At 70.5% G+C, this 26,732-nt stretch carries 20 protein-coding genes; 8 read left to right on the plus strand and 12 right to left on the minus strand.

Features of this window, described 5'->3' with window-relative positions:
• Window positions 1-160 precede the first annotated feature (160 nt).
• The 3 genes from BJ964_RS03720 to BJ964_RS03730 are packed head-to-tail and all read left to right on the plus strand — an operon-like array spanning window position 161 to window position 3,950.
• The gene (locus tag BJ964_RS03720; protein ID WP_188119362.1) at window positions 161-2,062 is read left to right on the plus strand and encodes an SCO2524 family protein; all 1,902 of its coding nucleotides are present in this window, start codon (window positions 161-163) and stop codon (window positions 2,060-2,062) included.
• Window positions 2,062-2,979 carry an SCO2523 family variant P-loop protein gene (locus BJ964_RS03725; protein WP_188119363.1) on the plus strand — a complete coding sequence of 306 codons (918 nt, stop codon included), beginning with the start codon at window positions 2,062-2,064 and terminating at the stop codon, window positions 2,977-2,979. Before BJ964_RS03720 ends, BJ964_RS03725 begins: the two co-directional genes overlap by 1 nt.
• Window positions 2,976-3,950 carry an SCO2522 family protein gene (locus BJ964_RS03730; RefSeq protein WP_188119364.1) on the plus strand — a complete coding sequence of 325 codons (975 nt, stop codon included), beginning with the start codon at window positions 2,976-2,978 and terminating at the stop codon, window positions 3,948-3,950. Before BJ964_RS03725 ends, BJ964_RS03730 begins: the two co-directional genes overlap by 4 nt.
• Here BJ964_RS03730 and BJ964_RS03735 read toward each other — a convergent pair.
• Both BJ964_RS03735 and BJ964_RS03740 read right to left on the minus strand, forming a co-directional pair.
• Window positions 3,919-8,109, minus strand: coding sequence for a HEAT repeat domain-containing protein (locus tag BJ964_RS03735; RefSeq protein WP_188119365.1), 4,191 nt, complete (start codon window positions 8,107-8,109; stop codon window positions 3,919-3,921). The genes BJ964_RS03730 and BJ964_RS03735 overlap by 32 nt on opposite strands.
• Window positions 8,110-8,136: 27 nt before the next feature.
• Complete coding sequence (locus tag BJ964_RS03740) at window positions 8,137-9,102, minus strand: FAD-dependent oxidoreductase (protein WP_188119366.1); 966 nt, start codon at window positions 9,100-9,102, stop codon at window positions 8,137-8,139.
• A 170-nt stretch (window positions 9,103-9,272) separates the two neighbouring features.
• Here BJ964_RS03740 and BJ964_RS03745 point away from each other — a divergent pair, with 170 nt between their 5' ends.
• Entirely contained in the window at window positions 9,273-10,214 is a 942-nt protein-coding gene (locus BJ964_RS03745) for an SCO2521 family protein (RefSeq protein ID WP_188119367.1), read from the plus strand.
• Here BJ964_RS03745 and BJ964_RS03750 read toward each other — a convergent pair.
• The 4 genes from BJ964_RS03750 to BJ964_RS03765 are packed head-to-tail and all read right to left on the minus strand — an operon-like array spanning window position 10,198 to window position 14,503.
• Window positions 10,198-10,671, minus strand: a complete 474-nt coding sequence (locus BJ964_RS03750) for a hypothetical protein (protein ID WP_188119368.1) — start codon at window positions 10,669-10,671, stop codon at window positions 10,198-10,200. The two genes, BJ964_RS03745 and BJ964_RS03750, sit on opposite strands and share 17 nt — an antisense overlap.
• Window positions 10,672-10,688: 17 nt before the next feature.
• Window positions 10,689-12,476, minus strand: a complete 1,788-nt coding sequence (locus BJ964_RS03755; RefSeq protein ID WP_188119369.1) for an NAD-binding protein — start codon at window positions 12,474-12,476, stop codon at window positions 10,689-10,691.
• A gap of 44 nt (window positions 12,477-12,520) precedes the next feature.
• Window positions 12,521-14,014 (minus strand): tRNA (N6-isopentenyl adenosine(37)-C2)-methylthiotransferase MiaB, encoded by a 1,494-nt coding sequence (gene miaB, locus BJ964_RS03760; protein ID WP_407650832.1) that lies wholly within the window; start codon window positions 14,012-14,014, stop codon window positions 12,521-12,523.
• Between the two features lie 15 nt (window positions 14,015-14,029).
• On the minus strand, window positions 14,030-14,503 hold the full coding sequence (locus BJ964_RS03765) for a hypothetical protein (protein WP_188119371.1): 474 nt from the start codon (window positions 14,501-14,503) through the stop codon (window positions 14,030-14,032).
• Between the two features lie 129 nt (window positions 14,504-14,632).
• Here BJ964_RS03765 and BJ964_RS03770 point away from each other — a divergent pair, with 129 nt between their 5' ends.
• Genes BJ964_RS03770 through BJ964_RS03785 form a run of 4 tightly spaced genes read left to right on the plus strand, consistent with a single transcriptional unit; the run spans window position 14,633 to window position 18,016 of the window.
• The gene (locus BJ964_RS03770; RefSeq protein WP_188119372.1) at window positions 14,633-15,376 is read left to right on the plus strand and encodes an amino acid ABC transporter ATP-binding protein; all 744 of its coding nucleotides are present in this window, start codon (window positions 14,633-14,635) and stop codon (window positions 15,374-15,376) included.
• A 55-nt stretch (window positions 15,377-15,431) separates the two neighbouring features.
• On the plus strand, window positions 15,432-16,316 hold the full coding sequence (locus BJ964_RS03775; protein WP_188119373.1) for a glutamate ABC transporter substrate-binding protein: 885 nt from the start codon (window positions 15,432-15,434) through the stop codon (window positions 16,314-16,316).
• A gap of 30 nt (window positions 16,317-16,346) precedes the next feature.
• Window positions 16,347-17,057 (plus strand): amino acid ABC transporter permease, encoded by a 711-nt coding sequence (locus BJ964_RS03780; protein WP_188119374.1) that lies wholly within the window; start codon window positions 16,347-16,349, stop codon window positions 17,055-17,057.
• A complete protein-coding gene (locus tag BJ964_RS03785) occupies window positions 17,054-18,016 on the plus strand; it encodes an amino acid ABC transporter permease (RefSeq protein WP_188119375.1) in 963 nt (320 codons plus the stop codon). Before BJ964_RS03780 ends, BJ964_RS03785 begins: the two co-directional genes overlap by 4 nt.
• A gap of 575 nt (window positions 18,017-18,591) precedes the next feature.
• Here the strand turns inward: BJ964_RS03785 and rny are convergent.
• The 6 genes from rny to BJ964_RS03815 all read right to left on the minus strand — a co-directional run bounded on the left by rny (window position 18,592) and on the right by BJ964_RS03815 (window position 26,716).
• On the minus strand, window positions 18,592-20,316 hold the full coding sequence (rny, locus tag BJ964_RS03790; RefSeq protein ID WP_188126775.1) for a ribonuclease Y: 1,725 nt from the start codon (window positions 20,314-20,316) through the stop codon (window positions 18,592-18,594).
• A 2,080-nt stretch (window positions 20,317-22,396) separates the two neighbouring features.
• The gene (locus tag BJ964_RS03795; RefSeq protein WP_188119376.1) at window positions 22,397-23,125 is read right to left on the minus strand and encodes a regulatory protein RecX; all 729 of its coding nucleotides are present in this window, start codon (window positions 23,123-23,125) and stop codon (window positions 22,397-22,399) included.
• Between the two features lie 14 nt (window positions 23,126-23,139).
• Window positions 23,140-24,189: a recombinase RecA gene (gene recA, locus BJ964_RS03800; protein WP_188126776.1), complete on the minus strand. Its 1,050-nt coding sequence runs from the start codon at window positions 24,187-24,189 to the stop codon at window positions 23,140-23,142.
• Window positions 24,190-24,384: 195 nt separating this feature from the next.
• Window positions 24,385-24,585, minus strand: a complete 201-nt coding sequence (locus BJ964_RS03805) for a DUF3046 domain-containing protein (protein ID WP_188119377.1) — start codon at window positions 24,583-24,585, stop codon at window positions 24,385-24,387.
• A 35-nt stretch (window positions 24,586-24,620) separates the two neighbouring features.
• The gene (locus tag BJ964_RS03810) at window positions 24,621-25,283 is read right to left on the minus strand and encodes a UdgX family uracil-DNA binding protein (RefSeq protein ID WP_188119378.1); all 663 of its coding nucleotides are present in this window, start codon (window positions 25,281-25,283) and stop codon (window positions 24,621-24,623) included.
• 86 nt (window positions 25,284-25,369) lie between these two features.
• Window positions 25,370-26,716, minus strand: coding sequence for an aminotransferase class I/II-fold pyridoxal phosphate-dependent enzyme (locus BJ964_RS03815; RefSeq protein WP_188119379.1), 1,347 nt, complete (start codon window positions 26,714-26,716; stop codon window positions 25,370-25,372).
• Window positions 26,717-26,732: the final 16 nt, after the last annotated feature.

The raw sequence follows: 26,732 nt of genomic DNA on the forward strand, positions 1-26,732 counted from the left end.
TCCGCTGTGGAGGGTCGCGCGATTTTTCCGGCCCGTTGCGCTACTTTGGAGCGTCGTCGAGGTTGGTACCTTGACGAGTGCGACATCATGAGGGAGCCGGCACCGCCGCGTGCCTTCTCGGTGCGGTCGGCGAGGTCCGCAGAGATGGTGGTGTGCACCAGTGAGGATCGAACCGCGACAGCACCTGCTGGAGACGTGGAAAGCGACGGTCCAGAGTTCCTGGCGCGACGGCGCCTGGCACTGGGGCGGCCGGGACGGATCGAATTCGATCAGTGATGCCGAGCAGTTGCTCTGCATCCTCCTGCCGGCGACCCAGGTGGGCCCGTTCGGGCTGGACCGGCCGAACGCCACGGCCGACGCCATGCTGGAAGCGCTCCGCCCGCTCGGCGACGAGAAGACCATCCCGCTGAACCTGGTGCGGATCGCCACGGAGTATTTCACCCGGTATGTGGACAACGACCGGCCGATATTCTCCGGTGGCAGCTACTACAAGCCCGACGACGGCGCGAAGCTGACCGAGGTCCAGCAGACCCGCGACATCGTGGACTCGTTCGCCATCTCGGTCACCCTCTCCCTGGCCACCATCGGTTTCGTCCGGATCTTCCGGCAGTCGGTCACCCGGATGGGGCTGCGCCGCGAGCTGCGGCAGCTGGAGCGGCTGGCCAGCACCCGGCTCACCGCGGCGATGGTCGGCCTGCTGCGCAGCTTCTCCACACACGTCTTCGAGGCCGACGACGACCCGGGGCAGATCCTGCTGCAGACCGTCAACAAGGCGGGCCTGCCGTCCAAGACGGTGGTCAACCAGTTCCGCTCGGTGCTCCAGGAGACCATCGCGTCGTTCAACGAGGTGCTGATCGGGTCGGGCCAGACCGAGAACCTGGAGAGCGCCAACGCCCTGTTCGAGTGCGGTTGGTCCTGGGGCATCGTCAAGGACGCCCCGGCCGTCCCCCTGGAGTACAAATCGTCCGGCCGGGAGAAGGAGAGCACCTCCGCCGGCGCCCCGGACGAGCCGGCGGAGGAGATCGGCCCGCAGCCCGACGGGGTGGCGGAGAACAAGCCGTACCTCTACTTCACCGTGGTGGCGGTCGACGCCATCGAGGACCTCTTCTCCGAACGGACCCGGGTGCTGGGCCTGCTCAACGAGGAGCAGCAGCGTCTCTCCCGTGCCCTCCAGCTGCGCTGGGATCTCACCCTCACCTACTGGGCCACGGTCGCCACCTTCGGCGGCGGCCCGGTGTGGCCGCTGGAGGACCCGCCCTGGCAGACCACCGACGGCCTGCGCAGCGAGTACTACACCCTCCTGGTGACCTCGATCGTCGTCAAGGACCTGGTCCGTAAGCGCGGCTCGGACACCCGCCTGGCCCGGATCGGCTCGGTCCTGTCCGACCTGGCCAACGAGGCCCGGGTGACCCGCAAGCACCGGCCCGGCGACTCCGGGGTCAAGCTGCACGCCCCCGGCCTCCGGGTCTCCCTGGAGGGCAGTCTCGAGGACTCGCCGGACGACAAGGCCAACGCGGTCTGGTTCGTCGGCGAGTTCGCCTCGCTGCTGCTCCAGCGGTGCATCGCGATCGCCGGCCTGCTGAGCGACGTGGAGGAGCGGGCCGTGCTCCTGCGCCTCGCCGACCGGGTGTGGGACCATCTCGCCCGCCGCCGCCTCATCGAGACCGAACACCGGAAGTTGTGGGACCAGCCGGCGCTGATCTTCGACGATCTGCCGGAGTACGAAACCCCCTCCTGGTACTACACCGAACGGGTGGTCGCCGGCCTGGTGAGCGCGGCGAACCTGCTGAGCGAGGAGCCGCTCGTCAACGACCGGCTCGTGGTCCGCGCCTTCGACCTGCTCTACGAAGCCGAGCACCTGTACGACATGGAGCTCATGCGGGGCTCCGCCGATGCCAGCCTCGAGGTGATGGACGTCTTGACCGAGATCCGGGCCAAACTCGAGCGGGCCCGTGCCATCGCCCGTACCCGGCCGGGGGCCGCCTCCGCCCTGGTGAACTGGGTCCTGATGGAACTCGACGGCCTCGAGGCCGTCCGGCACAGCGAGAGCACGGCGATCTGATGTTCGTTTTCGCCGCGTCCGACAAAGGCGGCACCGGTCGTTCGGTGACCAGCAGCAACCTGCTGTACCGCAGCGCCCTCCAGGGGAACGACGTCTGTTACCTCGACTTCGACTTCGGCTCGCCGACGGCCGGCGCCATCTTCGGCATCGAGCGCGCGGAGAACGGCACGACCAGCGGTTCCGGCATGCACCGGTTCCTGCTCCAGGAGGTCTATCAACCGGAGCGGGTCGACGTCTGGACCGCCACCGACCGGCGCGGGATCCGGGACGGGCAGGCCAACACCGGCCGCCTGGTCCTGCTGCCCGGTGACGTGGGCGGCGGCGACTTCCCGGACCGCGCCGACCTGGTGGGCCGGTGCCTCGAACTGTTCCTGCGGCTCAACGAGGAGTTCAGCCTCTGCATGGTGGACCTGAGCGCGGGCCGCAACCTGGCCGTCGAGATGGTGCTCAAGGTGACCGCCATGCCCGAGATGCAGAAGATCACCAGTCGCTGGCTGGTGTACCACCGGTGGACCCGGCAGCACGTGGTGGCGGCGGGCGGGCTGGTGAACGGTCCACGCGGGCTGCTCACGATCGCCGAGAAGTCCGGGCACGACCGGCAGCAGTTCGCCAACAACCTGCGCTACGTGCGTACCGCGGTGATCGATCCGGCGCCGTCGACCCAGAGCGGCCTCACCGCGAAACAGGGCATTTGGCTCGATGAGTGCAATCGACGGCTCACTCGATTGGCTGGAGAGCACCAAGTCGGCAAAAATCTATTACTAGGGTCCGTACCACTCGATCCCATGCTCCAATGGCAAGAACAGTTGATCACTGACAAAGACGTGGTGAGCGGCGTCGCGAACCAGGAGACCCGGAACGCGTTCGACTTGCTGGCGAGGCGCCTCGTCGACGACTCCTCTTGGGAGACCCTATGACGGTCGCGCTGCACCGCATGGATTACCGGGAGCAGGCGACGGAGTATGTCGCCCCCTCCGTCGGCCTGTCGCACGTCTCACTGGAGCTCGGCCACCTCTACATGGAGGACCTGCAGGCCCGGGAGGGTGAGAGCAGGCTGGCGGACTACTTCGTGAGTGTGTACCCCTGGGTCAAGGCCATCGAGTCGATGGGCCGCTGGGGCACCACCTCGCCACGGATCAGCACCTGCTTTCTGATCGACGACTACTTCAGCCGCCTCGACGAGCCGGGCGTCATCATCAAGAAGGTCGTCGACGCGGCCGCGAAGAGCGGACTGTCCATCGACTACATCGCCCGTGAGTCGAGCTGTGCCGAGTTCGGCGACACCCGGCTGGCCCAGCTGGTGTTCGACCAGATCGTCCCGGAGCCGCTGCGGGGCGCCAACGGTGGCCGGCCCACCGTCAAGGACAGCGGCTGGCTGTCGAACGGGCGGCGCTCCCCCAACACCGCGGCGGCCCCGGCGATGGCCGCGGAACCGTGGCAGAGCCCGGAGCAGACCGCGGCGAACCGGCACTCCGTCTTCATGGACGTGGAGATCCGCGACGACGAGCTGTGGTCCTGCTCGTTCCTGGCGTCGGTGTGGCAACTGCTCCGGCTGGGCCTGCTCCGGCCGGAGGAGAAGCAGCTCACCAAGCCGGTCCGGGTCGACGGTGACTATCCGAGCGACTGGTCCGACCTGCCGCCGGTGATCAAGCTGACCGACACGAAGAACTCGTTCTGCGCGTACCGGAGCTTCTCGATCCTGCCGACCCGGTTCATGGAGATCGAAATGGCGGCGCGCACCGTGCTGCACCAGGTCCGGGTCGATCCCCTGATCATGGAGGACCTGGAGACCCGGGCCGCGCCGGAGAGCATCGAGCTGCCGCCGACCATCCTGGACCGGATCGACTACGCCTTCATCAACGACTGGACCCCGGCCAGCGGTCGCTGAGCCGCAGCAACGCGTCGGCCGTCTTACGGACGGCGAAGTCCTCGTCCTCGGTGCAGCCGATCAGGATGTCGCGGACCTCGTCGAGGTGGGCGATCGGCGCCAGCATCTCCACGGCCGCGCGCCGGGCCTCATGCGCCTCGGCGGTGCGGGCGTGGCTCAGCAGCACCCGGCGGACGTCGTCGTCGGCGATCCAGTGCGCCAGCGCCCGGATCAGGACCGGACGGATCACCGGGTCGGCGCCGGTGAGGCGGGCCAGCAGGTCGGTACGGGTCCCGTCCTCGCGCAGCGCCGCGGCGGCACGGGCGGCCGCGGCGACCACCGCCGGGTCGGTGTCCACCCGGACCCGGTCGCGCAGCACCTCGCCGGCCGCCTTGACGTCGCCGCCGGAGCCGAGGATCTCCACGGCCGCCGCGCGGATCTCCGGGTTCGGGTCGGCGCCGGCGCGTTCGGCGATCACGGTCCAGAGACGGCCGGCGTCGGCGCGGTCCAGCACAGCGGCCCGGGCGGCGGCCGCGAACACCTCACCCACGCTGTCGTTGCTCGTCCGGTCCAGCAGCAGGGCCGGCAGGTCGATGTCGGGCGGACAGTCGGCGATCAGCACCCGCAGCGCCTCGAGCCGGATCTCCGGATGGCCGTGGCCGGTCAGCTCCAGCAGCCGGCGGGCGTCGGCCAGCTCCAGGATCCGGCCGCACAGGCCACGCAGCGCCGCGGTCCGCGTCTCGGTGTCGGCGTCGTGCACCGAGGCGGTGATCAGCGCCCGGGTCGCGGTGGGGCCCCGGTCGCCGGCCAGCGACTCGACCGCGGCCCGCCGGACCGACGGTGTCGGATCCTGCCCGGCGACCCGGGCCAGCACGGCCTCCCGGGACGGGGCGGCCGGGAGCGCGGCCAGCCCGCTCACGGCGGCCAGCCGTACGGCCGGCTCGGTGTCCGAGGTCGCCGCCCCGGTGAGGATCTCCTCGGTCCGCGGATAGGCCCGGTAGGTGGCCCCGAGCACCCGGACGAGGGCCACCCGGAGCACCTCGTCCGGTTCGGCGGCCAGCCGGGCCACCAGCGCCTGCCAGGACCGCTCCCCCGGCCGGTTCCCGCGCCCGGCCAGCGCCACGGCCGCCGCGCGGACGACCGCCCCGTCCGGATCGGTCTCGATCCGTTCGAGCAGCCGCGCCTCCGGGCCGCTGCGGGCCAGCAGGCGCACCGCCGCCCGGCGGACCCCGGCCGCCGGGTCGGTCCGCATCCGCCCCAGCAGCAGCTCACGAACCGGCCCGTCGCTGCCGGCCCGGGGCAGCAGGATCCCGGCCGCCGCCTCCACCACCTCGGGCGCCGTGTCGTCCCGGCAGGCGTCCACCAGGTCCTGCGCCACCGCGACGGACAGCTGCCGGGGGCGGGCCAGGACGCGCAGCGCGCCCGCCCGGACGGCCGGGTGCGGGTCGCTGCGGCGGCACTCCAGCAGGATCTCCTCGATCCCGGGCTCGGCCCGCAGCCGCTCACCGAGGATCTGCACGGCGGAGAGCCGGACCGTGGAGAAGCCGTCGCGCCGCCGCGGGTCCGGTGAGACCGCCCGGACCAGCACGGCGCGGGCCTCCGGATAGACGGCGGCCAGCGGCGCGAGCGCCTGCACGGACGCGAGCCGGACCACGGCGCGCGCGTCATCGGCGGCGCGGACCAGCGGGTCGAGCGCGAGCCGGCCCTCGTCGGCGCGCTCCTGCCGGACCGCCTGGTGGGCCATCTCGCCGAGGCCGGCGACCGCGGCGCAGACCACCCGTACGTCGTCGGCCTCGCCGATCCGGGCCTTGAAGATCTCGTCGAAGTGGTCGTCGGGCCGGGCCAGGACGGCCGCGATCCGGGCGGCGGAGGCGGCCGCCGGGTTGCCGACGATCTCCACCCCGGCGGTGCGGTACCAGTCGAGGTAGGCCTCGCGGTCCGGCCAGTTCGGCCCGATCGCCTCGATCGCCGGGATGAACTCGTCGACCAGCAGATCCGCGTAGTCGGGGCCGGGCAGGTCCCGGTCCGGGGTGGCGGCGCAGTACTCGATGATCCGGACCACCTCGCGCAGCGCCAGCTCGGCGGCGTGCCGGGCGTCGGCGATCTGGCGGACCCCGGCCAGGCACTGCACGGCCAGCGCGACGTTCCACGGCGGGCCGGGGCGCGGCGCCCGGCCGGACGGGCCGGGGTACTCCCACCACTCCGGGTTGACCTCGGTGATCAGCATCTCGACCAGCTCCGCCGCGAAACCCGCCGACAGCTGGCCGGCGACCAGGCGCAGGGTCTCCCGCCAGGCAGGGTCGGCCCAGTTCTCCCGGAACACCGCCCGGATCTCGTCGAACCGGGACCCGCCGGGGCTGAACCGTTCGATGATCGCCCAGGCGCAGTAGAACTCCTGGAAGGTGCGGTGCACGAACCGGTAGTCGGCCCGGCCGTACCGGCCCAGCACGTAGCTGCGCCGGCGGAGCTGGTCGATGGCCTGACGGGCGAACTCGCCGGCCTCCGCCCAGCCGAGGCCGTGCCGTTCCAGGTGCTGGGTGAAGATCCGCCGCAGCTGGTCGCCGCCGACGTGGTCACGGTGCCCCAGCCGCCCGGACATCATGTCGAAGGCGAGGCCGCGCAGCAGCTCGTGTTTGACCTCGGCGTCCAGGCGCTGCGAGCCGGCCGGCGCGTCCACCATCCGGCTGTCGTCCCAGCTGTCCACCAGGGTGACGGCGACCTGCTCGTACAGCCGCCAGCGTTGTTTCGGCAGCATCCGGTGCCGGCCGATCACGGCGAGGATGCTGAGCAGCATCGGGTTGCCGGCCAGCTCGGTGAGCTCCGGCGAGCGGCGGATGGTGCCGATCACCACCTCCCGGCGGACCGTCGCGTCGGCGCCCGGCGCCTCCGGCAGCGCCTCGAACCAGCGGCGCAGGAACTCGGCGGTCTGCTCCGGCACGAACCGTTGCAGGGTGTGGTGAGCGAACCCGGCGGCGGCCAGGGCACGCCTGTTGTACTCCGCGGGCCGGGTGGTGACCACCACCCGCGCCTCCGGGAACGTCTCCGCGAACGTGGCGATCTGACCGGCGGTCTCCTCACGGATCCGCCGTTCCAGGATCTCGTCCAGGCCGTCGAAGACGACCACGGCCGGGTCGCCGCGGGCCAGGTGCAGGGACAGGCCTTCGGGCTCCTCCTGGTAGCCGTCGGTGGCGGCGCGGTGCGCCAGATACTCCCGCAGGTTGCGGCACTGCCCGGCGGCCACGGCCGCGGCATAGGAGCGCAATTCCACGAGTACGGGCAGATGCCCGGCCAGTGGCGCCAGCCGCTCGTCGGCGTGCGCCCGGGCCAGCGCCAGGGTCAGGTAGCGGACCACCGCCGACTTGCCCGCCCCGGGATCGCCGACCAGCACGAACCGGCGCTGTGCCCGCTCGCAGAGCACGTCGAAGACCGGCTGCCCGGGCCAGGACAGCGGGAGCGCGTCCCGGTCCAGCCGCTCGGCCTCGCCGGCGCCCTCACCCCACGGCGCCCGGGTCAGCTGCGGCGGATGGTCGGCGCGGGCGAACGGCTCGACGAAGACGTCGAACAACTGCGTTCCCAGGTACGGCGACGACTGCTGGGCCAGGTTCATCAGGTCGAGCCCGCCGTACTGCTGGCGGAGACGCTCGAAGTAGTGGGCGGTCACCGCGGCGCTCAGGCCGGGGGCCACCGGGACGGCCGGCGCCGCGGTGACACCCCGGGACCGCTGCTCCAGCAGTTTGTGGACGGCGGCGTAGACGAGCAGCCCGAGGTCGGCCGGCGCGTCGAAGAAGCTGCACAGGTGCTCACGCTGGAGCACGTCACGCAACGCGTCGACCTGGGCCGCCTTCGGACCACGGTCGACGAACCGCACCGGCCAGGCGGCCTGCTCGCTGAGCAGGAAGATGAGGCAGTCCTTGCCACTGGCGACGGCGTGCTCGTACTCCAGGTGGGTGATCGACTTGGACTGCTTGGGTGGGGTGTAGCCGTACCGCCAGGCGAAGATGCCGATGTAGATGTCGCAGGACTCGACGTCGTCGAGACAGCGCGCGAGCGGGGCGGTGGCGCCCGCCACGTACTCCTCCATGGTCTTGAACCGGAGGCCGATGAGGCCGAGCGCATGGCGGACGGCCTCGCGACACTCCTTCAGATCCTCGAAGGTCGCGGAGATGTAGGCCTCGCTCAAGCGAATCTCCCCACGCCGCGTAGCGAATCAATGTAGTCGCGTGAGGCAAGCCTCCACCATGGACGCCACGTCTCGTCCACAGCCCCAGGAGACGGTCACGCCGCCACCGCCGTGACCGTAGTTGTGGATCACCACCTGGCCGTCCCGGGTGGTGGTCTCCAGCCGGATCCGGTCGCGGACCGGCCGGCGCCCGGAGCGGACGCCGATCACCGGCGCGTCCCGCAGCAGCGGCTCGATGTCGGCACACCGGCGGCGGATCCGCTCGGCCGCGACGGCCTCCGGCAGCGCCACCCCGCCGGGCGCCTCGATGGTGCTGCCGAGCACGACCGTGTCGCCGTGCGGGATGTAGTAGGTGAGCTCCGGGCCCTCGCCGTCCTCGGCGAAGAACGTGTCGATGCCGGGATTGCGGACCACCACCACGAGGCCGCGCACCGGAACCAGGCCGGGGTCGCCGGCCAGCCGGCGGGCGCCGCTGCCGCTGCAGTTCACGATCACCGGAGCCCGGCCGGACAGCTCGCGCAGCGACCGCAGCTCGCGCTGCTCCACCCGGACACCCTCGGCCCGCAGCTCGGCCATCAGATACTCCGAGTAGACCGGCATGTCGACCACCGCCGTGGTGTAGCGCCAGGCGCTGCGGTACTCCGGCCAGGCCCACTCGTCGCAACGCTCCAGGTCCCCGGTGAGGTGCAGCCAGGGATGCGGATCGGCGACGCCCCGGGCGACCTCGACGCCATGCACCATGGTGACTCCGGCGGTGCGCGCCGCGGCCAGCTCACGGAAGGCGGTCAGGCCCTCCCCGGCCCAGCGCTCGGCCTCCGGGTGATCGACCAGGAACGGCCCCCACATGGCGCCGGCGGCGCAGGAATCCGTGGCGGGCGGCAGCCGCCGCGCCACGACACTCACCGCGAGACCCCGCCGGGCCAGGCACAGTGCGCTGGTCAAACCGCAGACGCCCGCACCGACCACAATGGCATCGATGTTGGTAACGGTCACCCCCCGACACTAACGGCTTACTCGGCGGCGTCGCACGGGCTGAAATTTCGGCACCCGGCCGCACCTGAGCCGACCTCGGCTGACGAGCCCTTATCCTTCCGGCGCGGGGTGATTGCCGGGTCTCGCCACGGAACGCCACGATGGAATCAGGAAACGGCCGCGGAGGATTCATGTTGGCTTTCGGAGAGGTCCAGACCGGCCTCCTGCAGAACTCCGTCGCCCTCCCCCGGCGCGCCACCGAGCACCTGCTCAGCAACGAGGCCGACGAGCGGGTCCGCTCGGTCGAGCGGCCCATCGCCCGGTCCGTCTCACCGGACCGGCTCGAGGGCGTGGACTGCCGCCTGCCGACCACTTCCGGACGTCAGACCAGAGCCATCGGTACGGTCGTGTCGCGCGCCGTCGTGGTGGCCGGCCACGTCGCGCAGGGTTCGGCGTACGCCCGGGTGGCGCCCGCCCGCACCACGATCCGGCTGCCGTGGTCGCACTACCTGGCCAGTCCCGGTCATCTGGAGGCGATCGGCAAGCTGCACCAGGCCGACCTGGAGCAGGGTGTGCTCACCGGCGCGCGGACCACCGAGACTCTGGAGCTGAGCGCGATCGCGGCCCGGATGCTCGACACGGTCCAGCGGTCCCGGGTGATCGACCACGCCCCGCCATTGCGTACCCCGCGGGTCCGGCTGCGCTGGACCGCCCTGCTGGACCGGACCGTGGAACGGCCGGGCGGCACGTTCACGCTGGTCTCCGAGGACGTCCGCTCGCTCCGGCTGCGGGTGCCGACCACCGACCTGGGCGCCGTGGTCGCCCTCTGCGAGGACCTGGCCGTACACGACTGGCTGCTCACCACGGTGCTGTCGGTCCTGGACGCGACGCTGGCCCACGACCACAGCCGGGCCGAGCGGGTGAGCCGGTTGCAGCCGCTGCTGGAGCACCTGCCGCATCTGTGGATGCCGGGCGCGCACGTGCCCGAGGAGTTGCTGCCGATCTGGTCGGCGCTGGATCAGCGGCCGGGCTTCACCCGGCAGTGGGACGGGGCGATGGCCCGGGTCCGGGACCAGATCACGATCGGCGCGCTGGATCTGTTGCAGGGCGCCTCCACTAAACCGGCACGGTGAGGCGTTCCGCTCCCTCGGGCCAGACCCGGACGACCCGGCGGCCCAGCGCCTTGGCCCACTCCACCGTCTCGGCCGTGCCGCCGCGGCCGCCGGCCGGATCACCGTCCCAGACCGCGACCAGGATGTCGCTGCGCTCCACCACCTCGCGGCTGGCCGCCTCGTAGGCCGCCTCGGGCGGGCCGGCCACCTCGAGCCGGGTCACCCGGCGGGCCTGGCGCAGCAGGTGGGACGGTGGCGCGGCGGGTGGCGACGCCGCGGCGGGCACCGGCAGCACCACCTCGAAGGTGCCCCGGCAGGCCTGGACGGCCCGGGCGAAGATCTGGTCGGAGCCCTCGGCCAGGCAGGTGACCCCGTGCACCCGTGGATAGCCGGACAGCAGCTGGACCAGCTCCCGGAGGATGAGCCGGTGGGTGGCCGGCCGCAACCGGATGTGCCCGGTGACGCCGATCGTCGTCATGCCCGCTCCCGTGGGGATCACGCCGGGTTCAGCGCCCGGCTGACTCCAGTGTCCGTCAGCCGGACCACCCGGAACCCGGCGTCCGCCAGGATCTGCGGAATCTCCAGCACCGCGGCGCGACATTTGGCACGTCCCTCCGGCCCGAGTTCCTCCCAGTCGACCAGATCGGGCGTCTGCCGCAGTGCGCTGTCCCGCTGTGCGCCGCGCACCCAGCCGTTGCCGCGGGCCGCCTCCGCCCAGCGCTGCTGCTCCCGGCGGGCCAGCAGCTCGACCTCGGCCTCGGTGAAACAGAAGTCGTCGTCACCGCCGTCGGCCGGCACCACCGCGCACCCGGCCATGTGGAGCTTGATCCCGAAGTCGCCGGCCTGTTGCCGGTTCGACCGGCGCAGCTCCTCGTCCAGCTCGGACCAGGGGCACAGCGCCGGGCCGCTGCCCAGCCGCTCACCCCGCAGCAGGCTGGCCTCGACGAACCGCTCGTGGATGAGCCTGCCCAGCCGCTCGGACAGGTCCTCGGCGATCAGCGCCGGATCGCAGCCGGCCGCCACCGCCGAGAAGAGCCGGACCCGGCCGTCGATCGGGTCGAGCAGCGGCTCCTCCCGCTGGTCCCGGCTGAACGCCTCGGTGATCGCGGCCAGCGCGTCCACCACCACGATGATGTCGCCGGAGACCCGGCGCCACAGGCGGTGCTCACGCAGCGCCAGCTCCAGCCCCACACGGTCGTCGGCGAAACAGAGGAAGACCCGGTCGTAGCCGGCCCGGCCGGGGTCGTCGAGCAGGGCGGAGACGTCGGTCTCGTACGCCGTCACCCGGCACCCGTCCTGGACCACCCCGCCCCGCTCGGCGAACCGGTCCCGCACTCGGATCGCGTCCGGCGCCACCAGGTCCACGACGACCCGCTGCGCCGGACTCGACCGGCGCAGCCGCCAGTGCCGGGCGATCTCCACGATCAGCGCGCGGACCAGCGAGGAGTCGCCGGCCACCAGCAGCCGGGGTGCCCGGTCCGGGCGGTTCGGCAGCGGCCGCTGGTCCAGCAGGACGTGCACCGCCAACTGGTCCAGGTGGAAGAAGTCCAGCCGCTGGCCGGGCGTGTGCGGCACACCGAGCCGCCGGGCCTGGAGGGTGAGCGCCCAGTCCGCCTCGTGGATCTGGGCGTAGACGGCGAGGTCGTTGCGCGGGGCGGCCATCCGGGCGGCGGCCGCGGCGATCTCCAGGTTGGCCGCGCTCGTCTCGGCGCAGGCGTACAGCGTCGCGGCCCGGGGGACGCCGGCGCCACGCAGCACGTCCGGGTCGCGGGCGTCGCCGTTGACCCCGAGCAGCCCGCGCCGGCGCAACTCCAGCGGGCCGATCGGCTGCGTACGAACCACCACGACGCGATGGCCGCTCAGGTGCAGGCGGTGCGCCAGCGTCCGGGCGACCGAGGAGTCGCCGCAGACCACCACGTGCCGGCGGGAGCGGCGGGCCCGCAGGCGGCGCATCTCGCTGGCCAGCAGGACCCGGGCGGCCTCGGCGAAGGCGTACAGCGTGACGATCGGGGCCACGAACCGGGCCACCTGCAGCGCCGGCGGGAACTCGGTGCCGCCCTCCAGCGGATCGGATCCCAGGACGAACAGCTGCAACGTGCCGTACAGCAGGTTCAGCGGGTCACGGTCGGTGACACCTTGCGAAGCGAGGTACTGGTCCAGGCCGATGAAACCGAGAACCAGCGCCAGCACCCCGGCCAGGGCGAACACGGCCCGCGTCACGGTGACGGCGGGCTGCCCCTGGTCGTCGGCGAGGGACAGCGGGGTGCGGGGAAAGGTGGCCATCGATCCACATTGTCACACCCCGCCGCCGTGCGGCTACGCAGCGATCAGAGGGCGCATCCTTCGGACGCGGGCGGCAGCGGGGCCGGCACACCGACGCCCGGCAGGCCGAGCGACACACCCTTCAACTTCGGGGTACGACCGGACTCGTACGCGTCGCCGGCCCGGGTACGGCGGTGGCTGAGCGGGTTCCCGTCGGCGTTCAGGTGGTGCGGCGCGGCGTAGGTCACCACGGTCTCGACGATGTCGCCGGGACGCGGCACGGTGTCCCCGGTCGCGAAGTGCACGAGCCGGCCGTCCCTGGCCCGCCCGCTGTGCCGGCCGGTCCGCTCGTCCTTGCGGCCCTCGCCGACCGCGACCAGCACCTCGACCTTCTCCCCGACGAGCCTCTTGTTCTCCGCCCAGGTGATCTCTTCGAGGGTGGCGATGAGCCGGTTGTAGCGGTCCTGGACGACCGCCTTCGGCACCTGCTCCTCCATGGTGGCGGCGGGCGTGCCGGGCCGTTTGGAGTACTGGAAGGTGAAGGCGCTGGAGAACCGGGCCTGCCGGACCACCTCGAGGGTCTGCTCGAAGTCCTCCTCGGTCTCGCCGGGGAAGCCGACGATGATGTCGGTGGTGATCGCGGCGTCCGGCATGGCGGCCCGGACCTTCTCGATGATGCCCAGGTACTTCTCCTGGCGGTAGCTGCGGCGCATCGCCTTCAGCACCCGGTCGGAGCCGGACTGCAACGGCATGTGCAGCGAGTGGCACACGTTCGGCGTCTCGGCCATCGCGGCGATCACGTCGTCGGTGAAGTCCTTCGGGTGCGGGCTGGTGAACCGGACCCGCTCCAGACCCTCGATGTCCCCGGTGGCGCGCAGCAGCTTGCCGAAGGCGAGCCGGTCGCCGAACTCGACGCCGTAGGAGTTCACGTTCTGCCCCAGCAGGGTGACCTCGAGGACGCCCTCCCTGGTGAGGGCCTCCACCTCGGCGAGGATCTCGCCGGGACGGCGGTCCTTCTCCTTGCCACGCAGGCTCGGAACGATGCAGAACGTGCAGGTGTTGTTGCAGCCCACCGAGATGGAGACCCAGCCGGAGTAGGTCGACTCGCGCTTGGTCGGCAGGGTGGAGGGGAAGACCTCGAGCGACTCGAGGATCTCGACCTGCGCCTCCTCGTTGTGCCGGGCGCGCTCCAGCAGGGCCGGCAGCGACCCGATGTTGTGGGTGCCGAAGACCACGTCGACCCAGGGCGCCTTCTTGACGATGTCGCCCTGATCCTTCTGCGCCAGACAGCCGCCGACCGCGATCTGCATGCCCGGGTTCTTGAGCTTGGTGGGGCGCAGGTGGCCGAGGTTGCCGTAGAGGCGGTTGTCGGCGTTCTCCCGGACCGCGCAGGTGTTGAAGACCACGACGTCCGCCGCGTCCGCGTCCGCGGCGCGCACATAACCCGCGTCCTCCATCAGGCCGGAGATCCGCTCGCTGTCGTGCACGTTCATCTGGCAGCCGTAGGTGCGCACATCATAGGTGCGCGCGCTGCCGGTCATCTCGGTAGTCATGGCAATTGACCAGGCTACCCGTTACGCCGCGGCGGGCCGCTCCGGCGTCGGGCCGGGTTTCCACCGCGATCGGTCACAACCGGCCGTGGCGGCGCACGCCGGGTCGGCGCCGGTACAGGGCCGGACGTTGCGGCGCTCCGCCCCGTCGTCGGTCTCCACCTCGTCGACGTGCACCGCCCGTAACGATCCGTCCGGCTCCGCCAGCACGTACCGGGACGGGTTGAGGGTGTCGTCGGGAAGCAGGACCGCGGCACCCAGCCGGACCGCGACGGCGCTCGCGATGGTCTCCTCGGCGACGCCGGCGGGCGTCACGTAGACGTCGACCAGGGTCGGGAAGTCGCCTCCGACGTGGTAGACGTCGCAGAGCAGGTCAGCGCCGGGCACCATGCCGTGGACCGGGCGCTCGAGCGCACCGGCGAGCGCGCCCATCACCCGGTCGGGCTCCCATCGACCGGCGACACACCAGTTCCACGGGCCGTCCGCCATGTACTCCATGCTCTCGGCCCCTCTCTCAGCGCAATGGCTGTGTTACCGCTCCGTGACCATTCTCGACACAATCCGATACGAGCGGCCCCATAGGGTGTGTCCATTCGAGTGAACCGAGAACGAGTGGATGGACCAGGGGTGACAGACGAGGCTCTCATCGTCCTTGAGAACGTCAACAAGTGGTTCGGCCCCTTGCACGTGCTGCAGGACGTGGACCTGTCCGTCGCACGCGGCGAGGTCGTGGTCGTGATCGGACCCTCCGGGTCCGGCAAGTCCACGCTGTGCCGCGCCATCAACCGGCTGGAGCCGATCGACTCCGGCCGAATCATCTTCGACGGGCGCCCCCTCCCCGCGGAGGGCCGGGCACTGGCCCGGCTGCGCAGCGAGGTCGGCATGGTGTTCCAGTCGTTCAACCTCTTCGCGCACAAGACGATCCTGCAGAACGTGATGCTGGGGCCGGTCAAGGTGCGCCGGGAGCAACCCGCGGTCGTCCGCGACCGGGCCATGGCGCTGCTGGAGCGTGTGGGCATCGCCAACCAGGCGGAGAAGTACCCGGCTCAGCTCTCCGGCGGCCAGCAGCAGCGCGTCGCGATCGCACGGGCGCTCGCCATGCAGCCGAAGGCGCTGCTCTTCGACGAGCCCACCAGCGCGCTCGACCCGGAGATGGTCGGCGAGGTGCTGGACGTGATGACATCGCTGGCACGCGAGGGCATGACCATGGTGGTCGTCACCCATGAGATGGGCTTCGCCCGCCACGCGGCCGACCGCGTCGTGTTCATGGCCGACGGTCAGCTCGTCGAGCAGGCTGCGCCGGAGGAGTTCTTCGCGAACCCGCGCAGTGACCGCGCCAAGGACTTCCTTTCCAAGATCCTCACGCACTGATGTGCCCCTCAGGGTCGCCACACGACGGCGGTCCTGATCGAAAAGGAGATGAAGTATGCGTTTCACTCGCGTAGCCGTTGCGGCCACCGCCGCGGCTCTCACCTTCACCCTGACCGCATGCGCCGGCGAGGACGCCGGATCGGGCGGTGACACCGGCGGCGCTGCCAAGTCCTTCGCCGCCGGCAGCACGATGGAGCGGCTCAACAAGGCCCAGTCGGTCAAGGTCGGCACGAAGTTCGACCAGCCGGGCTTCGGTCTCAAGGGCCTGTCCGGCAAGCCCGAGGGCTTCGACGTCGAGGTCGCGAAGATCATCACCAAGGAACTCGGAATCCCCACGGACAAGATCGAGTTCGTCGAGACGACCTCGAAGGTCCGCGAGGACGCCATCGTGAACAACAACGTCGACTTCATCGTGGCGACGTACACGATCAACGACAAGCGTAAGGAGCGCGTCGCGTTCGCCGGGCCCTACTACGAGGCCGGCCAGAACATCCTGGTCAAGGCGGACGACGCGACCATCACCGGCCCGGACGCCTTCAAGGCCGGCGACAAGAAGGTCTGCTCGGTCACCGGCTCCACCCCCGCCGAGAACATCAAGACCTATGTCAAGGACGTCGCCGCCCAGGTGGTGCTCTTCGACACCTACGACAAGTGCATCAGCGCTCTCGACGGCGGCCAGGTCAACGCCGTGACCACCGACAACGTCATCCTGCTCGGCTACATCGCCAAGAACGAGGGCAAGTACAAGCTGGCCGGCGACAACTTCACGAAGGAGCCGTACGGCATCGGCGTGAAGATCGACGACAAGGACTTCCGGACCTTCATCAACGACACCCTCGAGAAGGCCTACGCCGACGGCAGCTGGAAGAAGGCGTGGGACGACACCGCCGGCAAGTTCGGCGCCGAACTGGGCACCGCGCCGGCCGTCAACCGTTACTGATCTCATCAGCTGATCCGGGAGTCTCCGTCCGTGAATGTGCTCATAGACAAGTTCGACGTCTTCGCGGGCGGGTTCTGGTTGACTCTCCAGATCTGCGTGCTCGCCGCGATCGGCGCCCTCATTCTGGGCGCCGTCGTGGCGGTGCTCCGCATCTCGCCGGTGCCGCCGCTGCGGGCGGTCGGCACCGCGTACGTCACGGTCTTTCGCAACATGCCCCTGACCGTAGTCATGTTCTTCGCCGCGTTCGCGCTGCCTGCCCTCGGCTCCAATGCGGATTTCCTGCGGCTCCCGGGCCTCGATGTGGTCTTCACCCGGCTCGACACCGACCTGCCGTACTTCCGATTCGCCTTGATCGCGCTGACCCTCTACACCGCCGCGTTCGTCTGCGAGGCGCTGCGGTCCGGGATCAACGCGGTGCCGCCCGGCCAGGCCGAGGCCGCCCGCTCGCTCGGGCTGACCTTCGGGCAGAACCTGCGGTACGTGGTGCTGCCGCAGTCATGGAAGGCCTCGATCGTCCCGCTCGGGTCGGTGATCATCGCGATGATCAAGAACTCGGCGCTGATCGGCTTCTTCGGCGTCGTCGGGGACCTCTCTCAGAGTGCCGACCAGCTCACCTCGGCTGAGGGCTACGCCTTCATCCCCGTCGCCATCGGCATCTCGATCGGATACCTGATCATGACCGTTCCCCTCGGGGCCCTCCTGGACCGGATCGAGCGCCGGCAGGCGGTGGCGGCCCGATGAGCAGTGTCCTCTACGACGTCCCCGGCCCGCGCCAGCGGCGCCTCACCCTGATTCTCAGTGTCGCGGCCACCATCCTGGTGCTGACCGGCGCGTACTACCTGATCTATCTGCCCCTGGACGAGAAGGGGCAGTTCTCGATGGAGCTCTGGGGGCCGCTGGTCGACCCCTCGAACGAGAACTTCGTCCTGGTCTGGGAACGGATCTGGGTCGGCATCAAGAACACGCTGGCCGCGGCCGCTCTGGCCATCGTCGCATCACTGATCATCGGCACCCTGCTGGCCGTGCTTCGCCTGCAGCTCAAGAGCCTCGCCGGGAACCGGTACGCCGGGCTGTCCGCCCCGGTCGCCTATCTGCTGCGTGGGCTCGGCAGCGGCCTGGCCGTGCTCACCCGGGTCTGTGTCGAGGTGTTCCGGGGCCTGCCCGTGGTCATCACCATCTTCTTCGTGGCGCGGGGGCTGCCTGAATTCGGCATCACCCTCGAAACGCTGTGGTACCTGGTGATCGGCCTCACCATTTACAACGGTGTGGTCATCGCCGAGATCCTGCGCTCCGGCATGGAGGGCCTGCCGTTCGGCCAGCGGGAGGCGGCGCTCGCGATCGGTCTCTCCCCGTTCCAGACCACCACGCTGATCCTGCTGCCGCAGTCCTTCCGGATCATGCTGCCGGCACTGATCAGCCAGCTCGTCGTGGTACTCAAGGACACCTCGCTCGGCTTCATCATCAGCTACGAGGAGACCCTGAACATCGGCAAGCAGATCATCGGTGTGCTGAGCAACCCGATCCAGGTCTACTTCGTGATCGCGGTGCTCTTCATCCTGGTCAACTACTCGCTGTCCAAGCTCGCCCAGTACGTCGAGCGCCGGCTCTCACGGGGCCGCAAGACCGCCGGCCTGGCAGCCCCGACGCCGCCGCCTGCGGCCCTCACCGCCCAGGCCGAAGGCGGCGCCGCGGCCACGTGACCACGATGCGACTCGGCCGGCCGGACATGGCCGGCCGAACCGCACCGGTCACTCTGAAGACCGGCTCACATCACGCGACATTGCAATAGACGTCGTACCGTTCCTCACCCGACTGCCACGAGCAATTGGCATACTTTCCGCCAGGGATCTTGGTCCACTTGTTGTTGGCTACCCAGCGCCAGGGCGACGAAGAGCTGACGTTGAATCGCACATAGTATCCGCCGGTGGACACGTTGGTGAACGTAAATCCATCGGTGTCGTACCAGTAGCTCCCGGACTCAACCCTCGCGGGAAGCCCTCGCGTGGTGCAGCGCCAGGTCACGGGGTCTATCGTCGCATTCCCCTGCTCATTCCAGACGTTACAGCTAGACGCCGCCCCGCTCTCGAACTTAGCAATCTTTGCGGTGAAGGAAGTGTTCTGATACACCTTCCCACCCACCGGATCCGCGCTAGCCGGACTCGCACCCAAAGTGAGGCCCAGGGCAATTGCCGAGCTAGTCGCCAGAATTCGGAATAGCGTCCTCATATAGGTAGAAACTAATGCACTTATGCTCTTTATTCAAGAGCATAAGTGCCTACCGGGCCAGTTCGGTCACCCGGGACTCACGGACCACGGTGACCCGGATCTGGCCCGGGTAGGTCAGCTCCTCCTCGATCTGCTTCGCCACGTCACGGGCCAGCACGGCGGCGCCGATGTCGTCGATGTCGTCCGGCCGGACCATCACCCGGATCTCGCGGCCGGCCTGCATCGCGAAGACCTTCTCCACCCCGAGCTTGCCGCCGGCGATCTCCTCGATCCGCTCCAGGCGCTTGACGTACGCCTCCAGACTCTCCCGCCGGGCCCCCGGCCGGCCGCCCGAGCAGGCGTCCGCGGCCTGCGTCAGCACCGCCTCGATGGTCTGCGGCGGCACCTCGTTGTGGTGCGCCTCGATCGCGTGGACGATGTCCTCGTGCTCGCCGTACTTGCGGGCCAGGTCGGCGCCGATCAGGGCGTGGCTGCCCTCCACCTCGTGGGTCAGCGCCTTGCCGATGTCGTGCAGGAAGGCGGCCCGCTTCATGGTCGGCACGTCCAGGCCCATCTCGGCGGCCATGATCCCGGCGATGTGCGCCGTCTCCACCAGGTGCTTCAGCACGTTCTGGCCGTAGCTCGTCCGGTACCGCAGCCGGCCCAGCAGCTTCGCCAGCTCCGGGTGGATGTTCGTGATCCCGACATCGACCAGGGCCTCCTCGGCCGCCCGGTCACAGAGCCGCTCCACCTCGTTCTTCGCGCTGTCGAAGACCTCCTCGATCCGGTGCGGATGGATCCGGCCGTCCAGGACCAGCTTCTCCAGCGTGAGGCGGCCCACCTCACGGCGTACCGGATCGAAACAGGAGAGAAGGACCGCCTCCGGGGTGTCATCGATGATCAGGTTGACGCCGGTGGTCGACTCGAACGCCCGGATGTTGCGGCCCTCACGGCCGATGATCCGGCCCTTCATCTCGTCGCTCGGCAGATGCAGCACGCTGACCACGCTCTCCGCGGTCTGCTCGCTGGCGATCCGCTGGATCGCGTCCACCACGATGTGCCGGGCCCGGGTGTCCGCGGTGTTCTTCGCCTCGGTCTCGATGTCCCGGACCAGAATCGCCGCCTCGCGCTTCGCCTGCCCCTCGATCGCCTCGATCAGCTCGGTCCGGGCCGACTCGGCGGTCAGCCCGGCGATCCGCTCCAGCTCCCGGCGCCTGACCTCCTCGGCCTTCGTCAGGTCGGCCTCCCGCGTGGTCAGGGCCACCTCCCGCGCCGACAGATCCGTCTCCAGCGTGGCCAGGCGGCGCTCCCGCTCCACGAGGCGCTCCACCTCCTCGCCGTGCAGCCGCTCCCGCTCGTCGATCCGCGCGGCCCGGCGCTCCACCTCGGCCGCCTGCTCCTTCACCGTGGCGTTGAGCAGCGCGATCTCCCGCTCACCGGACCGGCGGGCGGCGGCGCGCAGCTGCTCCGCGTCGGACTCGGCCTGACGGTGGGCGTGTTCCAGGATGGTGTCGGCCTCGCTGTGCGCGGTCTCCAGAACCCGGCGGGCCTCGGCCCGGGCGGCACTCGCCTCGGCCTTCGCGGCGGCGGCCTCGGCGCGAACCGACGCGGCCTTGGCGTTGGCGTCCTCCACCTTCGCCCGGGCGTCACCGACCGCCTGCTCCTGTCGCTCCTGGGCGTCCTGCCGGTCGGCGCGCAGCTGGCGCAGCGCCCGTGTCCCGAGGACCAGTCCCGCTATCACCGCTACGGCGATCACGATGATGGCAACCACCAGCACCCAGTCCAGCGGGGTCATCATCTCGCCGCGTCTCCCTTCGCCGCCGGCGCGGTGCACACGCGCGGGCCTCTCTGCGGGATGCCCGACCAAGGCAGCAGATCGCGGGCGGCACCGGCCCCCGGGTACACGCGCTCCGCCGTTCGGCCACCCCGGCTTCCAGTCTCCGTCCGGCGCCGGCATTCCGCCGGGCACCGGGTGCGGCTCACTGCGCCGGGGCCGGGCCGCCCTCGCCGGATCACCGGGTCGGGTGGCTCTGCTCCGGGCCTCGGTCGCGGGCTTCCGGACGGCCTTGGCTGCGGTCGGGGTTCCGGTCGCCTCTCCGGTTACCCCGGAGCCGCCCGGGTTACCCAGAGCCTTACCACCCGGTGCCTTCCGGTTGGCCCGATGCGCCCGGCGGCCCTCCGGGTCACCGGAGCCCTGGGTCACCCGGAACCTCGGCTGCCCGAAGCCCTCCGGCCCTTGGCCACTTCGGCTCGCCTGCCGCCGAGGTGCCGGACACCGAAGTCCTTCGGTTGCCCGAGAGCTCCAGCCCGGTTGAGCCTTCGCCCGCCGCCGGCCTGTCAGTGAGCCGAATCGCCGGAATCCCTCGGTTGCCCGTGGTTCTCCCGGAGCCTTCGGTCGCCTGAGCCTTCGGTCACCCGAAGCCCGCTGGTGTCCGTGGCCCTTCCGGTCGCGAACGCGGATCGCCTCGGGAGCCGCGGCATCGTGGTCGCCGCGGAAGCGATCCGGCCGCTGCCCCGGCCGGCCGGGTCTCGAACGTCTCGGCGACCTGGGAATCCGTGGCGACCCGGTCCTCAACCCGGTCGCGCCGAAATCCGCAACCGCCTGCTCGGCCAGCCCGGCCGCCGTGGGTTCCAAAGCCTCCTGAATCGCTTCAACCTGGCGGCTGCCGCCGCCCGATCGCCTCGATTCCGTCGCTTCGCCTACCCGAGCGGCCCGGTCGCTGTGGAGAGCCGGTCGAGACGGCTGTATCAGCCGAACCGTCCGGATCTCGGTCAGCGACCGGTCTTCGGACCAGTCGCTCCGCTCCGGCAGGACGACCGGTTCAGAATCGGAACATCCGCCGGCCTGAGCCGGAGACGATGTGCCGAAATCCGTCCCTGCCGCCCACCGTCACGGAGGGCGCTCGAGCTCCTCGGCCGGGGAACCGCTGCCCGATGATGACCATGTGGACATCCGGCCAGCGTTTCCCTGCGTAGCCTCGCCACCGCGGTCGCCCCGCCAACCGGGAACATCGTTACCGTCCGTGGGATACGACAATGTCTCGAGCGATCTTCCTCGCCCGAGACGCCATCTGATGATCCTCCGGCCGGCTCAGGTGCCCCCTGTCGGCGAGCCGCCCGTCAGCCGCTCGAATCAGAGTGTGTGGAGTTGTGGGGTTGACCGCCGGTATGTCGCGCCATCAGCCGCGCGGTCAGCGGCCGACGGCGGCATCTCACGGACGTCGGACCGTCCAAGTGATGCCGTAATGTAATGCGATCTATGTTGTGCCTGTTGCATGAGATGGTCGAACAAACCTTGTGTAACGCGAGGCTAGGTCGCGAGCACCGCTTCGGTCAAGGACTCATGATTCGGCAGCGGATGGGACGTACGGCACAGACCCGCTTACGCCCAGCTCACGAACCCACAGGACATTCCCGGCGTACCGTGCGATCACGCCACAGTGACAATGAGCCACTCCAGACTTCAACCATTATCACCACCGCCGCCAGCGCTCTCACTGTGCGACACGGAGCGTGACAGTAACGCGCGGTAACGGAGCGTATCAGCCGCCCCGGCCTCGAGGCCGTTGCGTGATATCGCACCGAATGGACACCAGCGGAGCAATCCTCACATCAGGACTATATCGGCGAAATCCCTGGTCCCGGCGCCAACACCCGGTCTCGGGGCCCGACTCGATCCGCGAAAGTTTCGGCCGCTGCCGCAGCGGTTGACGGAAATCCGCCACCGGCCGTTCGAGGCGGGTGACGCTACCCACGGGTCTGCCCGAACCCCTCACAACGAAGAGCCCTCACCGAACTGGTCCCGCTTCACGGCCGCGACGCGCCTCGGGCGCCGTCGTCATCCACGCGGCGGCTGGGCGCGTGGCAGCCCGTCGTCAGAGGCCGGTGGCCCCGTCCTCGAGCGCATCCGCGTCGATCGCGTCGGCGAATTCGGCGGCCTCCGCGTCACGGGCGGCCAGCGCGTCCTTGACGGCGCGGATGGCGATACCGGCCGGATATCCCTTGCGGGCGAGCATCGCGACCAGCCGCCGGAAGACCGCCTCCGGGGCACCCGTCGCCGACCGAAGCTTGCGATCGACCAGCGCCCGGGCGGCGGCCGCCTCCGCCTCGTCGTCGACCGCCTCCAGCGCTTCGGAGGCCACCTCGTCGTCGACCCCACGCTGGCGCAGCTCATTGGCCAGCGCCCGTCGCGCCAGCCCTCTGCCGTGATGACGACTGGAAACCCACGCCCGGGCGAAGGCCGCGTCGTCGATGATGCCGACCTCGTCGTACCGGTCGAGGACCTCGGCGATCACCTCTTCCGAGATCTCCTTGCGGACCAGCGCCTTCGCCAGCTCTGCCCGGGTTCGTGGTCGAACCGCGAGCTGGCGAAGACAGATCTCCCGGGCGATCTCGGACTCGCTGCGCGGCGGCTCCGCCCGCTCCCGCCCGTCTCCACCCACGCGGTCGTCCGGCATGTCGGATCCGGCCGGCCGCCGGCGGGCGCCACGGCCACCGGCACGGCGGGGCGCACCCGCCTCTCCGTCCTCCGGCATGCCGGAGGCGGCCCGGGGCGGGATGGCATCCCACCCTCGCCCGGACCGTGCACCGCGCCGTCCAGCCATCGCCGGTTACCGGATCAGAAGTCGACCGGCGGCAGCTCGGGGCCACCGGCGGCATCGGCACCGGCCTGCCCGACGCCGAGCTTCTCCAGGATCTTCTTCTCGATCTCGGCGGCGACGTCGGGGTTCTCCCGCAGGAACTCCCGCGCCTTCTCCTTGCCCTGACCGAGTTGGTCGCCGTCATACGTGTACCAGGCGCCCGACTTCCGGATGATGCTCTGCTCGACACCGACGTCGATGAGCGAGCCCTCCCGGGAGATGCCCTTGCCATACATGATGTCGAACTCGGCCTGCTTGAACGGCGCGGCCACCTTGTTCTTGACGACCTTGACCCGGGTGCGGTTACCGACGACGTCGGTGCCGTCCTTCAGGCTCTCGATGCGCCGGACGTCGAGCCGGACCGAGGCGTAGAACTTGAGGGCCCGGCCACCGGTCGTCGTCTCGGGCGAACCGAACATGACGCCGATCTTCTCGCGCAGCTGGTTGATGAAGATCGCGGTGGTGCCCGAGTTGCTGAGAATGCCGGTGATCTTCCGAAGGGCCTGGCTCATGAGACGGGCCTGCAGGCCGACGTGGCTGTCACCCATCTCACCCTCGATCTCGGCACGCGGCACGAGGGCGGCCACCGAGTCGATGACGATGATGTCGAGAGCACCCGAACGGATCAGCATGTCCGCGATCTCGAGGGCCTGCTCACCGGTGTCCGGCTGGGAGATGAGAAGGGCGTCGGTGTCGACACCGAGGGCCTTTGCGTACTCCGGGTCGAGAGCGTGCTCGGCGTCGATGAACGCCGCGATACCGCCGGCCTTCTGCGCATTCGCCACGGCGTGCAGGGCGACCGTGGTCTTACCGCTCGACTCCGGCCCGTAGATCTCGATGACCCGGCCACGCGGCAGGCCACCGACACCCAGCGCCACATCCAGCGCGATGGAGCTGGTCGGGATGACGGCGGTCTGCACGACCGGCCGCTCCCCGAGCCGCATCACCGAGCCCTTGCCGAACTGCTTGTCAATCTGCGCCAGCGCCAGTTCGAGCGCTTTCTCACGATCAGGTGTTCCTGCCGCCATTCCCGCCACCCCTGTATTCGATTTCGCGTTCTTCGCCGACGAGCTCTTGTTCACCACGGTCGACACGGTAGGCGGTGGGTATGACAAAAGTCCTCCGCCCTGTCGTGTGCTGTGGATGACCGAGCCGCTGTGGACAATAGCCGAACACCTGTACGAGGATCGAGAGACGCGCCCGAACAGACGTGCTAATGCAGCTCAGCGTAGCCGCACAGGCACCCGATCGGGGTATGCGGCGACCACCGCGCGCCAGATGGTAGCCGTTTCGACACCCTGAGCGATGGCCGCGTCGATGGTCCGGCCGCCCAGCTCCGTGAAGGCGTGATCCGCCGCGATGCTGCGGGCGTAGACGGACCCGAAACTCTGCTCCAGGCGTTCCCAGAAATCTGTCAGGCGCACCGTGAAAGGGTACCCACGAAGGGGCCGCCGACCCGTCAGGCGACCGCCGCGGCCGCGACCCGGAGGTCGTCGACCAGTCCCCGGTACGCCGTCTCGCGATCATCCGCGCGCAGGACCGCCGAGGGGTGGATCGTGGCCAGCGCCTGGATCTCGGCCACCGGGAAGTCCTCGGGGTGCTGGGCCGACGCCGGCCATGGCATCAGCTGCCCGCGCGACCGGGTCACCCGGAACGACGGACCGAGCAGCGCCTTGCCCGCGGTGGCGCCCAGGATGACCACGAGCTCCGGCTTGAGCAGCGCGAACTCCGAGACCAGCCACGGACGGCAGGCGGTGATGTGGGCGGGCCCCGGGTTCTGGTGGATCCGCCGGTTGCCCCGCAGCTCGAACCTGAAGTGCTTCACCGAATTCGTGATGTAGAGATCGGCCGGGTCGATGCCGGCGTCGTCGACCGCCTCCCGCAGCAGCCGGCCCGCCGGCCCCACGAACGGCAGTCCCTGCCGGTCCTCGATGTCACCGGGCTGCTCGCCGACGAAGACGATCTTCGCATGCGGCGCCCCGCGCCCGAACACGGTCTGGGTCGCGCTCTCGTGGAGCTCGCAGCCCTGACAGTCCGCCGCGGCCGACTTCAGCTCGTCGATGCTCCGGGGGTGCGGCGGCACCCATCGCTGCGCGCCCACCGGCGCCTCCGTCCATGGCATTGCACCGTTCTACCCGCAGCCACCGACAAAATTGCCACCGCCCCAACCCTTCCGGATGACGGCGGTCCACCCTTCCCGCGGAGACCTCACCTCATCGGCGGAACCACGCCGGCCGGGTTGACCGCGGCCGCCACCGCGCCGGCCAGTTCCGTCGCCTCCGCGGGCTCGAGTGTGCTGATCGTGATGCGGATCCCCGGCGGGGAACCCATCCGGAAGAGGGCGCCGGGCGCCACCGCGTACCCCCGATCGCGGAGCGCCGCGACCGCCCGGGTCTCGTCGGGCACCGGAACCCAGACGTTGATACCGGTCTCGCCGAAGGCTTCGACGCCCTCCGCCCGGAGCGCCGCCTGGAGCGCCCGGCGGCGTTCCCCGTACTTCCTCGCGGCGTGCGCGACCAGCTCGGTGGTCTCCTCGTCCCGCCAGAGCCGGAGCAGCAGCCGCTGCAGGACGGTGGACACCCAGCCCATGCCGATCCGCATCCGGCCGGCCACCCGGGCACCGGTCGTCTCGTCACCCGCGAGCACGGCGATGCGCAGATCCGGTCCGAAGGGCTTGGAGGCGGACCGGACGAACGCCCAGGAGCCGGTCACCGGCCCGATGCAGTTCGGCTCACGCTCGGCCAGCTCGGCCGCGTGATCATCCTCGATGACGACGACGCCCGGATGGCCGGCCAGCAGTTCGCGGAGCCGGGCGGCCCGCTCGGGGCCGACCGCGGCGCCGGTCGGATTCTGCGCGCGGACGGTTATCACGACGGCCCGGGCGCCGGCTCGCAACGCCGCGGCCAGCGCTTCCGGATCGGGTCCCTCGGCATCGACGGTGAACGGCACCGCGCGCAGGCCCAAGGCGGCCACCAGGTCGATCAGGGCGGCCCACCCCGGATCCTCGATCGCGACGCCGTCGCCTGGTCGAAGGTGGGCGGCGAGGACCCGCTCGATCGAGTCGAGCGCCCCCGAGGTGACCACGATCACCGCGCCGGAGACGGGGACGCCCTCGCCCAGCAGGCGGGGCCGGGCCGCGTCGGCCAGCTCCGGCATGGTCACCGCGGACGCGTACCCCTGAGGCGGGCCGGTTTGCGCCGCGAGCGCGGCGATCGCCGGAGCCAAGGGTGGCAGCAGATGCGGATCCGGCTCTCCGGTGGAGAGGTCGCGCAGGCCCGGCGGAGCCGGCGTACGCAGAGCCGCTCGCGTCACCGCGACGGCCGGGCGGTGGCGGACCCGGGTGCCGCGCCGGCCCTCGGTCTCGATCACGCCGCGCTGGCGCAGCTCCTGATAGGCCTTGGCCACGGTGGCCGGGCTGACGTGCAGAGAGCCCGCGAGGACGCGGACCGACGGCAGCGCCGCCCCGGCGATCCAGTCGCCCCGGACGATGCCCGCCTCGATGCTGGCCGAAATCTCGGCGGCGTTGTCACCGCTGACCTGATACTGTGCTGACACAGCAAGCAGTGTGTAC

Source organism: Actinoplanes lobatus, assembly GCF_014205215.1.
GTDB classification, from domain to species: domain Bacteria; phylum Actinomycetota; class Actinomycetes; order Mycobacteriales; family Micromonosporaceae; genus Actinoplanes; species Actinoplanes lobatus.

What these genes read in the sequence shown, in the direction of transcription:
- BJ964_RS03725 (WP_188119363.1), top strand. Translation starts at nt 2,062, where the DNA reads ATGTTCGTTTTCGCCGCGTCCGACAAAGGCGGCACCGGTCGTTCGGTG.
- BJ964_RS03730 (WP_188119364.1), top strand. Translation starts at nt 2,976, where the DNA reads ATGACGGTCGCGCTGCACCGCATGGATTACCGGGAGCAGGCGACGGAG.
- BJ964_RS03745 (WP_188119367.1), top strand. Translation starts at nt 9,273, where the DNA reads ATGTTGGCTTTCGGAGAGGTCCAGACCGGCCTCCTGCAGAACTCCGTC.
- BJ964_RS03750 (WP_188119368.1), bottom strand. Translation starts at nt 10,671, where the DNA reads ATGACGACGATCGGCGTCACCGGGCACATCCGGTTGCGGCCGGCCACC.
- BJ964_RS03755 (WP_188119369.1), bottom strand. Translation starts at nt 12,476, where the DNA reads ATGGCCACCTTTCCCCGCACCCCGCTGTCCCTCGCCGACGACCAGGGG.
- BJ964_RS03765 (WP_188119371.1), bottom strand. Translation starts at nt 14,503, where the DNA reads ATGGAGTACATGGCGGACGGCCCGTGGAACTGGTGTGTCGCCGGTCGA.
- BJ964_RS03775 (WP_188119373.1), top strand. Translation starts at nt 15,432, where the DNA reads ATGCGTTTCACTCGCGTAGCCGTTGCGGCCACCGCCGCGGCTCTCACC.
- BJ964_RS03785 (WP_188119375.1), top strand. Translation starts at nt 17,054, where the DNA reads ATGAGCAGTGTCCTCTACGACGTCCCCGGCCCGCGCCAGCGGCGCCTC.
- rny (WP_188126775.1), bottom strand. Translation starts at nt 20,316, where the DNA reads ATGACCCCGCTGGACTGGGTGCTGGTGGTTGCCATCATCGTGATCGCC.
- BJ964_RS03795 (WP_188119376.1), bottom strand. Translation starts at nt 23,125, where the DNA reads ATGGCTGGACGGCGCGGTGCACGGTCCGGGCGAGGGTGGGATGCCATC.
- recA (WP_188126776.1), bottom strand. Translation starts at nt 24,189, where the DNA reads ATGGCGGCAGGAACACCTGATCGTGAGAAAGCGCTCGAACTGGCGCTG.
- BJ964_RS03810 (WP_188119378.1), bottom strand. Translation starts at nt 25,283, where the DNA reads ATGCCATGGACGGAGGCGCCGGTGGGCGCGCAGCGATGGGTGCCGCCG.